This is a genomic window from Cupriavidus sp. 05L310, from assembly GCF_056398185.1.
The window spans coordinates 72257-84534 of record NZ_JBFTOX010000002.1 but is presented as its reverse complement, the minus strand read 5'-3'; the positions used below and the strand labels follow the sequence as shown (position 1 = coordinate 84534).

8 protein-coding genes are annotated in these 12278 nt (G+C 61.9%); all 8 read left to right on the top strand.

Annotation, left to right across the window (positions count from 1 at the left end; all coding sequences use genetic code 11):
* Window positions 1-69: 69 nt before the first annotated feature.
* The 8 genes from AC1DS6_RS01690 to AC1DS6_RS01655 all read left to right on the top strand — a co-directional run bounded on the left by AC1DS6_RS01690 (window position 70) and on the right by AC1DS6_RS01655 (window position 12251).
* A complete protein-coding gene (locus tag AC1DS6_RS01690; RefSeq protein WP_441634350.1) occupies window positions 70-846 on the top strand; it encodes a fimbria/pilus periplasmic chaperone in 777 nt (258 codons plus the stop codon).
* A gap of 180 nt (window positions 847-1026) precedes the next feature.
* Window positions 1027-3642: a fimbria/pilus outer membrane usher protein gene (locus AC1DS6_RS01685; RefSeq protein WP_477101810.1), complete on the top strand. Its 2616-nt coding sequence runs from the start codon at window positions 1027-1029 to the stop codon at window positions 3640-3642.
* Window positions 3643-3862: 220 nt separating this feature from the next.
* Window positions 3863-4951, top strand: coding sequence for a fimbrial protein (locus tag AC1DS6_RS01680; RefSeq protein WP_477101809.1), 1089 nt, complete (start codon window positions 3863-3865; stop codon window positions 4949-4951).
* 269 nt (window positions 4952-5220) lie between these two features.
* The gene (locus AC1DS6_RS01675) at window positions 5221-6261 is read left to right on the top strand and encodes a fimbrial protein (RefSeq protein ID WP_477101808.1); all 1041 of its coding nucleotides are present in this window, start codon (window positions 5221-5223) and stop codon (window positions 6259-6261) included.
* A gap of 84 nt (window positions 6262-6345) precedes the next feature.
* Window positions 6346-7374 (top strand): fimbrial protein, encoded by a 1029-nt coding sequence (locus tag AC1DS6_RS01670; RefSeq protein ID WP_477101807.1) that lies wholly within the window; start codon window positions 6346-6348, stop codon window positions 7372-7374.
* A gap of 87 nt (window positions 7375-7461) precedes the next feature.
* Window positions 7462-7827: a hypothetical protein gene (locus tag AC1DS6_RS01665; protein ID WP_477101806.1), complete on the top strand. Its 366-nt coding sequence runs from the start codon at window positions 7462-7464 to the stop codon at window positions 7825-7827.
* Window positions 7828-8260: 433 nt separating this feature from the next.
* Window positions 8261-9946 (top strand): ShlB/FhaC/HecB family hemolysin secretion/activation protein, encoded by a 1686-nt coding sequence (locus AC1DS6_RS01660; RefSeq protein WP_477101805.1) that lies wholly within the window; start codon window positions 8261-8263, stop codon window positions 9944-9946.
* Between the two features lie 157 nt (window positions 9947-10103).
* Window positions 10104-12251, top strand: coding sequence for a two-partner secretion domain-containing protein (locus AC1DS6_RS01655; RefSeq protein ID WP_477101804.1), 2148 nt, complete (start codon window positions 10104-10106; stop codon window positions 12249-12251).
* Window positions 12252-12278: the final 27 nt, after the last annotated feature.

The following is a 12278-nucleotide window of genomic DNA, read 5'->3' as shown; positions in this document are numbered from 1 at the left end:
CTTTGCAAGCCGCCCGACCCGAACGGGTCGGCGGCTTGCGACAGGAGGTATAACTCAAAGGACAGTCATATGAGACACAGCATTCCGAAGTTACTGACGGCGATGGCGATTGCGTCCGCATCGATTGTTTCCGCATCGATTGCGACATCGGCCAATGCCACGGTCGTCGTGTCAGGAACCCGCCTGATCTTTCCCGCGGAAGAGCGGGAGATGACCATCAAGCTCACGAACGATGGCAAGCTCCCTTCGCTGGTTCAGGCCTGGATCGATAAGGGAAACGGCAATGAAAATGAAACGCCGGACAAGATCGATGTGCCGTTCACGCTCACACCGACCATGTTCCGGGTCGAGCCAGGCAAAGGCCAGACCCTGCGTGTGATCCATACCAACGAGCCGATGGCGACTGACAAGGAAACGCTGTTCTGGCTCAACGTACTGGACGTTCCCCCGAAACCGAGCGCCGAAGATGAGCGCAACCTGCTCCAGGTCGCCTTTCGCACACGGATCAAACTGATGTACCGGCCGACCGGCTTGCCCGGCAAAGCCGAGGAAGCCCCCGCCCAGCTCAAATGGCAGCTCACCAGGGGCGCAAGCGATCAGCAGTATGTCTTGAAAACCGTCAACCCAACCCCTTATGTCGTCAGCCTCGGCAGCGTCCAGTTGAAGATGGGTGGGAAGACACTCGATGCCGGCATGGGCCATGTGCTGCCCGGCGCGTCGCAGACCTTCCCGGTCAAGGGGCTGGAATCGATGCCCACCACGGAAGCGACAGTCGAGTTCAGCAGCATCGACGATTGGGGCGGCAGCAGGAATGCCCAAATGCCCGTCGTCACCGACCTCCGGTAGTAGCCTGGCCGGTCAGCACGTCATCACCAGCCCCACTGCTGGGGCACCAGAAATCTCTCACAAGTAGCCGTTGCGCATCCGTGTGCCACGTACGCATGTCGGGCGGCAAGATCGGACCCTAGCTCTGATGTCGTGGTCCGATCCATGATCGCCTGAAGTTTTCCTCCCGGAGTGTTTTGTATGCCGCCGATTCAGCGTCCGAATTCCGATATTGGTCACATGCCGCAGCTGCGGCCAATATGCGCGTTGCTGCTGACCAGCCTGGCCGGCTGGCAGAGCAACGCGCACGCGGACGGCGGAACTCCGGAGGCGCTGCAGGTCGCGCAAGTCGAGTTCGAGGGCGGCTTTCTCAACAACAGCGCCGGCACCGTTGACCTGTCGAAGTTCCAGCGCGCCAATGTCGTCCAGCCGGGCACGTACAGTGTCGACCTCTATGTCGAGCAGAACTGGGTGGGGCGCGCGAGCGTTCCGTTCAAGGCCGTGCCCGGTACGGCGGATGCCCAGCCTTGCTTCAACGAAGCGCTGCTGAAGCAGGCCGGTGTCAATCTCGGCAAGTTGCCTCACCATGTGAAGGTCTCGCTCGCCGAGCCCGATGCATGCATTCGTCTCGGGCAAGCCATTCCGGACGCGAGCACCAGTTTCGATTTCAGCGAACAACGGCTCACGCTCAGCATTCCGCAGGTTTCGCTCGTGCGTAACCCGCGCGGGTACGTGAGTCCGGATCAATGGGATCAGGGCGTTCCCGTCGGGATGCTCGGCTACAACCTCAACGTCTACAGCACCAAGAACCAGGGCAGCAACACCCAGACACAGGGATATCTCGGCCTGAACACGGGCATCAACCTGGGGCCCTGGCATTTCCGTCACGACGGGTCGTACAACTGGGATGACAAAGGACGCCAGAAGTACCAGAACATTGCAACCTATGTGCAGCGGAGTCTGCCGTCGCTGTCGTCGCAGCTCGTCATCGGCGAATCCTATACCTCAGGCGAGCTGTTCGATTCCACCCAGTTCCGCGGGGTGCGCGTCTACTCGGACGACCGGATGCTGCCGGATTCGTTGCGCGGCTACGCGCCGGTCGTGCGCGGCGTGGCCAAGAGCAACGCGCGGGTCACGATTTCGCAGAACGGCGTCAAGCTCTACGAAACCACGGTCGCACCGGGCGCGTTCGAAATCGACGATCTTTACCCGACCGGGTACGGCGGCGACCTGAACGTTTCCGTCACGGAAGCGGACGGCGTCGTGCATTCGTTCTCCGTGCCGTACGCGGCGGTGCCGCTTTCGCTGCGTCCTGGCACCAACCGCTACAGCGTGGTGGCGGGAACGGTGCGCAATCAGCAGAGCTCGAAGAATCCCCTCTTCACCCAGGCCACCTGGCAGCGCGGCTTCACCAACCTGCTGACCGGCTATGGCGGTATCACCGTGGCCGAAGGCTACGTGTCCGTGATGGGCGGCGGCGTGCTGAACACCTCGTTCGGCGCAATGGGGGCCGACATCACGCAGGCACGCACCTTGATTCCGGGCGTGAAGCGGTTCGACGGCTCCAGTGTGCGGGTGAGCTATGCGAAGAACGTGGTGCAAACCGGCACCAACGTTTCGATTGCGGCTTACCGCTATTCGACAGCCGGGTATTTCGGCCTCAATGACGCCATGCTCGCACGCGAGCAGGCCGAACGCGGCAACTCGATCGACACGGTATGGCGGCAGCGCAATCGCGCATCGCTGACGCTCAACCAGCGCCTGGGCGAGCGCGGCGGCAACCTCAGCGCGACCGCCTCCACGGCAACGTACTGGAACCGCGGCGGTTCGGACGTGAATTATTCGGTGGGCTACAGCAATGCCTACAAGAATATTTCCTACAGCGTTTCGGCAACGCGCCAGCGCAGCCCGAGCGGCGGCATGAGCACGCAGTACTACGTCGGCGTGACGATTCCGCTGGGCCGCAAGACCCCCGTGACGGTGTCGGGCAACATGGTGCACGACAGCAACGGGAGAACCCAGCTGCAATCGTCGCTCTCCGGTTCGGCCGGCCTGGACAACAACTTCTCCTACGGCCTGAACGCCAATCACTCGTCCGGAGACGGCAGCTCGACGACCAATGGCGGCGCCAACGTGATGTATCGCGCGCCGGTCGCCGAGCTCAGCGCCAGTGTCAGCGGCGGCGCGGATTACCAGCAGGCCTCCGTGTCGGCGCGCGGCGCCATGGTCGCACATAGCGGCGGGATCACGCTGTCGCAGCCGCTGTCGGAGACGTTCGCGATCATCGAAGCGCCGGAAGCGGCCGGTGCGCGCGTGACCAATGCATCGGGCGTGCGGGTGGACAGCCGGGGCTACGCGATCGTGCCGTACCTCACGCCGTTCAATATGAACATGATCGAGCTGGATCCGAAGGGCTTGTCGACCGACGTCGAGCTCAAGGAGACCAGCCAGCGCGTGGCGCCGCTGGCGGGATCCGTCCCGCTGCTGAAATTTGCCACGGAGTCCGGGCGTTCCGCCCTGATCCGGTCCCGGCGGCCGGACGGCTCGCCGCTGCCCTTTGGCGCCACCGTGCTCAACGAGCAAGGGAAAGAGGTCGGCTCGGTCGGCCAGATGGGCAAGATCTTCGCGCGCGGCCTGGAGTCGCAGGGCGAGCTGACCGTCAAATGGGGCAAGGACAAATCGGCGGTGTGCCATGTCCCCTACAAGCTGCCGGAGCGGAAGAAGGAGAAGGGGCTGCAGCCGCTGCAGCGCATCGATGCGGCATGCGCGGACGGAGCAGAAAGGCCGTCCTATGCGGTGAACCGGCCGAATCGCTAAGAGGTTCGGACGAGCAGGACGCTGCGCGATGTGGGGGGCTACGCGCGCAGCGAAATCTTCGGGATCCATCAATCTTCAAAGACATACGATATCGACCCTGATGAATTGGTGGAATTGGCCTCGCTGGTCCGTATCTGCATTTGATGCAGCGCGAAAAAATTAAATTAGCAATTAAAAAATCAATTGCAAAATACAAACAACATATCACGTTGGAACAGCGATGAAAAATCTTACCAGCTATATCAATAGCCATCTCAATAAATCGATCTTGCGTCGGTATTTGATGGCATGCCTTGGCACCCTGACGCTAGGTGCGACGTTCTTGCCAAACGCTGCGCATGCGGTCTGCAAGACCACCGATACGGGATTCCCCATCAACCCCTCCTATCCCAGTTCCATTAGTACTTCACGAGATGCCGCCATCCCGGGGACTCAGCTTCCGTCAAGTACGATTGGGGCCAAGGTTTCTGGCTACTTCAACGGTTGCGCCGTAGATACGCTAACGTCGACCCCCTTGGGAATCTTGGTCCCCGGCCTTACGTTCCAAAACAGGGGGCTCACCTATCCTGTTTATGAAACGGGAATTCCCGGCATCGGCTACGTAATGGATGGGGGCCGGGACAATTTTGGGTCCGTCTCCGAGCAGAGAGCCATAGGCCCGGGAACGACGCTACTCATCCCAGAGTCGGGTACGAGTCCCATTCACAGGGTGTACCTGGTTATGACCGGGCCGCTTGTTACCGGCTCCTACAGCACGCCGACGCAAAGGATAGCGAGCTTGCGGGGAACGAACAAAGGGGTCGAAGTCGATTTCAGCCCTCCAATGTACGCACTGTTGGGGCCTCTGAATATCAAGGTGACGGCACGGGCGTGCGCTGTGACTTCCGGCGCGAACAATGCTGTCACGATGCCCACCTTGCTGGTACATAGCCTGAAAACGGTCGGCGCCGTGTCGGATGCATCGGCCTCTTTCTCCATCGCGGTGAAATGTGATGCCAACCTGGGGTTGTACGCGACGGTCACTGATGCCTCGGATCCTACCAATACCAGCAATACGCTGACGTTAGCCGGCGATTCCACCGCATCCGGCGTGGGCATTCAGATGTTTCGGTCGGGCAAGACGACGCCGCTGTTGTTCGGCCCGGATTCGTCGAAAAAGGGGAACATCAACCAATGGCTGGTCGGCAACGCGTCGGCTTCGGGCAGCACCTTCACCATTCCCATGGTTGCCAAGTATGTGAAGACCCTTCCGGTCATCAAGCCTGGCTCGGTCAGCGCGCGCAGCACGATTACGTTTTCGTATCAGTAGTGCAAATCAGATTTTGAAAGAGATGCGATGGATTTTTCGGCCGACGCGGGAAACCCCAAAGGAGATCGCAGCGCCACGAAAGGAGAGAGGCATCGCTTTCCGCTGCTAGGCAATGTTTGGCTTTGCGGCAGTCAGCTTTATCTTTTCATTTTTCGGACGAACAGGCGGCCCGCACGGTGAGATGGAAAGATGCACCCGATGACGTATTCCGATGTTCGGATGGTATTGGAAACTTTGGTGGATCCGCCACGCATCTGGCAAAGGGACTTATGATGCTATTTAAAATGACTTCGCGCGCTCCAATCCTGGGCATCATATTTCTGTCTGAATCAGCGTTTGCTGCTTGTTGGGTGGATTCAATGGGTTCCGATCAGGCATTTGCAAAACTTCCGACCTCGATCAGCACTGTTAGAGATTCGGTAGCCCCCGGGATTCAGTTTCCGTCATCGACTGCCGGATACGGCGCTAGCGGTGTTGACAGCGGCAGCTGCTGGATCGATGAAATCGTCATAACGCCGCTCGGGAAAGTGGTTCCGGGTGTGACGTTTAAGGGCGCCAGGGGCCCCGCTGCTGTATTTGAAACCGGAATTCCCGGCATAGGTTATGCCGTGGAAGGGGGGAATTTCAACCAAACTCTTTACCCTATTGGGATTGGGCCAACTGTGCTTCCGGCCGGGCCCACCGGCTCTACCGGTTGGGGTTACAACGAGAAGGTGACTCTCGTCGTAACGGGGGCTATCGAAACGGGAACCTATAGTGTCCCGGCTCAAAAAATCCTGACCATCGGCGCCATGCAGGGTGGAGCTGTCGTGACGAATCGGAGGCCGATAAGTCTGGCCGCATTGAGCATTGCCGTTACGGCAAGAACATGCACGATCACGTCCGGCGCGACCAACACGGTCGTTATGCCGCAGTTGGTGACGTATAGCCTGAAAGCGGTAGGCGATGTCTCTGCCGCCAAATCGACGCCGTTTTCGTTGGGGCTCCAATGCGATGCGAACCTCAGTGTCTATGCAACGTTGACGGATGCGACAAATCCCGCGAATACCGGCAATGTCCTTAGCCTGGCAAAGAATTCGACGGCATCTGGCTTGGGTATTCAAATAATGAAGCAAGGCACGACCATTCCATTGAATTTTGGGCCGGATTCATCGGCCAAAGGTAATACCAATCAGTGGCTGGTCGGTAAATCCGGGACATCCGCTAGTGTCATCAAGGTGCCCTTCGAAGCGCGCTATATCAAGACGGAAGAGACGATCAAGCCGGGTACCGTGAGTGCGCGCAGCACGATTACGTTCTCGTACCAGTAGCGCCAGCCGATTGCCTCGCACTTCATGCCATGCCCGGCCGCCCTCCCCGCTGGCCGCCAACCAAAAATCATAAGGAGAATCAAGATGCCACGAAAGCATCGCCTTGTTCAGAAAAGCGCCGTGCGGTGTCGCAGGGCAATACTTGGCTGCACCGCAGCATTTGCCCTTCCTGTTTCGGAGGCACTGGCGGGCTGCTCGATCATCGCCAGGGACGTCGGACCCGTCGAGTATCTCGAGGTCAGGCTCCCCTCCTGGTCGCCCTCCTCGTTTGATCCCATGGTTCCAGACGGGACGGTTCTTTTTTCCGAAAAGGGGACGGCAACCGGGCCAAGTGGCGACGTTACCTGTACATCCCTGATTGGCACGGTCAAATACGAGGGAAAAGGGGCTCCAGGGGCCTTTAATACTTATGCCACCGGCGTTCCCGGTGTCGGTGTGCGCATCGAAGGAGGGTGGATCGGATGGTGGCCGCAACAGTCCTATATCCCAAAGAACGCGGGCTGGTACCTGGGAGGCGGGGATTTCAAGGTGGAACTGGTCAAGACAGGCCCGATCACGGTGGGCGGGTCACTGTCGGGCGAAATCGGCACGACTACCGCGGTCGATCACGCGTTCGTCATCCGGCGTGTCTTCATCAACGGTTCGCTCCCCATCAGGCCGCAAATCCCCGCATGCAGGGTGATGACGCCGTCCATCTCGGTGCCGCTCGGCCAGATTCCGATCCGCGCGTTCAAGGGCGTTGGCACGACCACCGACGAGCAGCCGTTCGAGATTCGGCTGCAGTGCTCAGGGGGCACGCAGGGAACGTCCACGCGGATGTATTTCACGATGACGGACGGCACCAACTGGTCGAATCGAAGCAACCTGCTGTCCCTGTCGCGTGACTCCAAGGCAAAGGGCGTCGGCATTCAGGTACTGCGCGGGACCGACAATAGCTTGGTCAGTTATGGCCCCGATTCTTCCCAAAGCAACAATCCGAACCAGTGGTTCATCGGGCAGTTCGGCAATGTCCCGGTGACGATCCCGTTCAAGGCGCGCTACATCCAGACCGCATCTACCGTGACACCCGGAGAGGCAAAAGGCTACGCCACGTTCACGATGAGCTATCAGTAATCGCGCGGCAAGCGGGCACGCTGCCGCGCCCTCCCGATTTCCGATTTCCGGTTCACAACAACTTCACAACGACTTAAGGACTTTCAGATGCATTCGTCGAACACATGGCAGTTATGGCAGCTCGCATCGAAGGGCAGCGGGTACTGCGCGCTGGCTACCGCATCCCTGGCCAGCCTGCCGCCACAAATGCAGGCAATGGCGCAGGGCATCACGGCCAGCCTCGTGCCGCGCGACCGCTACTCCGCCCTCAAGACCGCGCTTTTGGTCCATGTCACATTGGAGCTAAGAGATGAAAACCGCCTCGAAGCTGAACGCAGTGTCGTCGGCCGCGCGTTGCACTATCTGTACGCGCCCTGGAGTTCGCGAGTGCCCAAGTATCGCCATGTCGACTACACCAATCCCGTTGGCTATCGAAAGTCCGTGGCACAGGGATCGGCTGGCAGGCCCGCTTGATCCGTCTGGTTGTGCAGCTTCAACAGTTTATTGCGACAGCGGTCGACAGATGGCGCTCCGGCGACGCCACTGGTGGCGATCGCGCGCGTGGCCGTCCCGGCAGCCATGCCCCGGCCCTCTGCAACCTGGCTTCATCAGATCGGCGGAGTCGTTCCCGGCAGCCTCATCGACCTGCCCGCCAGACGCCGACGACGAAATGCTCGTCTTCGTCTTCGTCTTCGTCCTACATTGCATCGCATTTTCTAACTTGTCCGATTGTGTTCTCTTCCTAGGACACTCAGAATATTCCTGCTTCGCTTACGACAGCAGCGACACGACACACAAGACACAGCGACTGCCACCGGGCCCACCAAGCGGCTTCGGCATCGGCGGCTGGCATTTCCGCAACAGATCCGCGCCCATGTTCCAGACATGGACGCGCAGCATTGGCAGCATGACATCCTTCCGTAAGATCGGCGGCGCAGCAGCACTGCTCCTGCTTCAGATCTCTCCCGGCATCGCACAGTCCCTGACACCGCACGCGGCGGCCGAGACCAGCGAAGCGACACGCCGACAGGCGCAGCAGGTCGACGAGGCGCTCACACGCGCCGCGGCCGCGGCGCCCGTCCTGTCCGGTGGCGAGACTTCCCCGCACGCGATACTCGCCTTTCCCGCCGAGTCGCCGTGCTTCGACATCTCGCGCCTTGAATGGAAGAACGCCGAGGCGTTCGCATGGCTCGTGCGCGCCGTGCAGGTGCAGGACGTGTGCATCGGATCCGAAGGGATCACGCGCCTGCGCGACCATCTGCGCTACCAGCTTATCGAGCGCGGCTACCTCACCACGCAAGTCCTGATTGGCCAGCAAGACGTGCGCACCGGCACGCTGGTGATCGAACTCGTGCCCGGCCGCATCGGCAGCATCGCCGAAACCGGCGACGCCCCGGGCCGCCGCCAGGCGGCGATGCCGATGGCCGAAGGCGATGTGCTCAGCCTGCGGGATCTCGACCAGACGCTGGAGAACATCCGCACCGTGGCCGGCGACGCATCGGTACGGATGGAGCTGTCGCCCGGCAAGGAATTTGGCCAGACCGATCTCGCCATTCACCATGCGCCAACGGTGCGCCGCTGGCGCGCCATCGTCACCGCCGACAACTCGGGCATCGACGCGACCGGCAAGAATCAGCTCGGCGGCGTACTGGTGGTGGATTCACCCCTGGGACTGTACGACCAGCTCATCGCTACCTACAACAATGACGCGCACTTCGGCAACCATGCCGTCGGCTCCCGCTCGATGGGCCTGCAATGGACGGTGCCGTATGGATATGGCTCCTTCTGGCTGGGCGCAAACCAGTACGATTTCCTGCAGACGGTGGCCACGAATGCCGGCGGCCTGCCCTACACGGGCCGCACGCGCACGTTCGAGGTGGGCGCCAGCCGCGTGGCTTACCGTACCGGCACGATGAAGGGCACGGTGCGCGCCAAGCTGTCGCGGCGATCGGACGATGTCTGGCTCAGCGATTGGCCGATCGGTGTGCAGACGCGCGACATCACCGGCTACACCCTCAGCTACTCCCACTATCAACGCTTGAGCCGCATGACGTTCACTGGCGGGCTCGGCCTGCGCGGGAGCATTCCCGCGTGGTCAGCCAACAGCGGCTATGTGAGCGGAAGAACGCAATGGAACGGCCGCTACAGCATCCTCAGCGCCAACGCGAGCGTCGACGCGCCCTTCTCTCTCGGCGGGCAGCGCCTGGGCTATCGCGCCAGCGTGAATGCGCAGGCCGCGCCGAATGCGATCCCAGCAACCGAAATGCTTTCGATCGGCAGCCGGTACACCGTGCGCGGCTTCGATGGCTCGCGCACCCTGGTGGGGCAAAGCGGATGGGTGCTGCGCAATGAAATCGCGGTGGCGATCGGGCGCACCGGGCAGGAAGCCTATATCGCGGCCGACACGGGCGCCGTGGGCGGCAGCGTGACGCGCGAACTGGCCGGGCGAACACTCGTTGGCGCCGCGCTCGGGGTCCGGGGCGCTTACGGCAGGCTCGGCTACGACGTGTCGGTCGGCAAGCCGGTGGCCAAGCCCGCCGGGTTCGAGGCCGCCCGGACGACCGTGGCCGTGCAGATATCCATCACGCTCTGAATCCCACATTGAAATTAATCCGCAACCTGAAGGAGGAAGCCAACCACAGCCATCACTGAATCTCCCAAGCCCTGACCCGGCATGCCTGCACCGAACCCGGCACGGATCTCCGTATGCCGGCGGCTGCCGTCTCTCCTTACTTACCATGGTCCAAACGATGAAAAAGACATCCATGATTACCCGCGCGCCCCGCTGCAGCACCCTGCTGCGCGCTCTGTTGCTGGCCGCCCCCGCGCTGCACGCCTCCGTCGCTTCCGCGCAGATCAGCGCTGCGCCTGGCGGTCCGGCTATCGGCTCGACGTCCAACGGCGTACCGCTCGTCCAGATCAACGCGCCGAACGCCGCCGGCGTATCGCACAACCAGTTCCAGAACTACAACGTCGGTGCCAATGGCCTGGTGCTCAACAACAGCGCCAACGGCGCTGCCACGCAGATCGGCGGCAACGTCGCGGGCAATGCCGCACTCGCCAATGGCGCCGCCGGCGTCATCCTGAACGAGGTGGTCGGCAACTCCCGCACCATGCTGAACGGTACGACGGAAATTGCCGGGCAGCGCGCCGCGCTGATCGTCGCCAACCCGAACGGCATCTCCGTCGATGGCGGCAGCGTGCTGAACGCCTCCCGCGTCACGCTGACCACGGGCACGCCGACGCTCACCAGCGGCGGCTCCGTGTCCGGCTTCACGGTGGCTGGCGGCGACATCGCCATCACCGGCAGGGGGTTCGATGCCAGCACGGTGGACAAGGTCGACCTGCTGTCGCGCTCCATGAAGATCGACGCGGCGGTCCGTGCCAAGGACCTGATCCGCGCCGTGGCGGGCCGCAACGATATCGCCTATGACGGCGACCGTATCGATGCCGAGCAAACCAAGGGGACCGATCACGTGCCCGTGCACGCGATCGACGTGGCCGCGCTCGGCGGCATGTACGCGAACGCCATTTCGCTGCGCAGCACCGAAGGTGGCGCCGGCGTAAACATCGCCGGCAAGGTGCAGGCGCTCACGGGCGACCTGAAGATCGAGAAGACCGGCCTGATCATCACGACGGCGGATCAGGGCGGTGGGAAGGTCAGCGACGACAAGGCTGGCGGCGAAACGGTCGGCACCGAAGTCGCGCCTGGCTTCGTCGTAGCCGAGAAGGCCACCGAGGACAAGATCAGCGTACGGGCCGGCGCGCAACTGCTGGCGGCGGGCGCCACCGATATCCGCTCGAACAGCGTGAACAATGCCGGCGCAATCAGCGGCACATCCGGCGTCAAGTTCAAGTCGGCGGTGTTGTCCAATGACGGGACCATCTCGTCGGACGGTGACATCACGCTGAACACGGCCACGTTGCAGAACACGAAGACCATCAAGGCCGGCGGCGCGCTGTCGGCCGATACTGCCACCATGGGCAATGGCGCTGGCGGCACGATGGAATCGGAGCGGGACCTTTCGGTAAAGGCGGCAACCCTGATTAACGATGGCGTGATCCGCTCCAACACCGGGAACCTCAACGTAGATGGCACAGCCACCAATAACAAGGGTACGCTCGCCAGCGTGACCGGCACCACCAAGGTGAAGGCAACCACGTTTACGAACTCCGGCAAGATCACCGCGAGCCAGAATCTTTCGGTCAATACAACGACCGGCAGGAACGAAGGCACGCTGTCCAGCGAGCACGGCAACGTTGACGTCTCCAGCCTCACGTTCGCCAACGTGGACCGCTTGTCCGCCAAGGAAGGCAAGGTGAAGGTGCAGTCGATGATCTATTCCAACTCCGGGACCATTGAGCAGGCCCCGCTGGTGGCGCAGGTCAAGCCCACGGAGCCGGCCAAGCCCGTGGAACCAGCCAAGCCGGTAGAGCAGGCCAAGCCCGTTGAGCCGACCAAGCCGGTGGAGCAGGCCAAGCCCGTTGAGCCGACCAAGCCGGTGGAGCAGGCCAAACCCGTTGCACCGACCAAGCCGGTGGAGCAGGCCAAGCCCGTTGAACCGACCAAGCCGGTGGAGCAGGCCAAGCCCGTTGAACCGGCCAAGCCGGTAGAGCAGGCCAAGCCCGTTGAACCGGCCAAGCCGGTGGAGCAGGCCAAGCCCGTTGCACCGACCAAGCCGGTAGAGCAGGCCAAGCCCGTTGAGCCGGCCAAGCCCGTGCAGCAAGCCAAGCCCGTGCAGGTCTGGCCCGGGCAGCAGGCCTGGCAGGCGCAGCAGGTCTGGCCGATGCAGCAGGTCTGGCCCGTGCAGCAGACCTGGGCCGTGCAGGCGCCCGTAGTCAACCCCTGGTGGCAAACGATGTACACCGGCTGGAATATGAATAGGGGCTGGTACTGAAGCGCTGAAGACATCCGGCCGCATTGT

What these genes read in the sequence shown, in the direction of transcription:
- AC1DS6_RS01670 (WP_477101807.1), top strand. Translation starts at nt 6,346, where the DNA reads ATGCCACGAAAGCATCGCCTTGTTCAGAAAAGCGCCGTGCGGTGTCGC.
- AC1DS6_RS01665 (WP_477101806.1), top strand. Translation starts at nt 7,462, where the DNA reads ATGCATTCGTCGAACACATGGCAGTTATGGCAGCTCGCATCGAAGGGC.
- AC1DS6_RS01680 (WP_477101809.1), top strand. Translation starts at nt 3,863, where the DNA reads ATGAAAAATCTTACCAGCTATATCAATAGCCATCTCAATAAATCGATC.
- AC1DS6_RS01660 (WP_477101805.1), top strand. Translation starts at nt 8,261, where the DNA reads ATGACATCCTTCCGTAAGATCGGCGGCGCAGCAGCACTGCTCCTGCTT.
- AC1DS6_RS01685 (WP_477101810.1), top strand. Translation starts at nt 1,027, where the DNA reads ATGCCGCCGATTCAGCGTCCGAATTCCGATATTGGTCACATGCCGCAG.
- AC1DS6_RS01690 (WP_441634350.1), top strand. Translation starts at nt 70, where the DNA reads ATGAGACACAGCATTCCGAAGTTACTGACGGCGATGGCGATTGCGTCC.
- AC1DS6_RS01675 (WP_477101808.1), top strand. Translation starts at nt 5,221, where the DNA reads ATGATGCTATTTAAAATGACTTCGCGCGCTCCAATCCTGGGCATCATA.
- AC1DS6_RS01655 (WP_477101804.1), top strand. Translation starts at nt 10,104, where the DNA reads ATGAAAAAGACATCCATGATTACCCGCGCGCCCCGCTGCAGCACCCTG.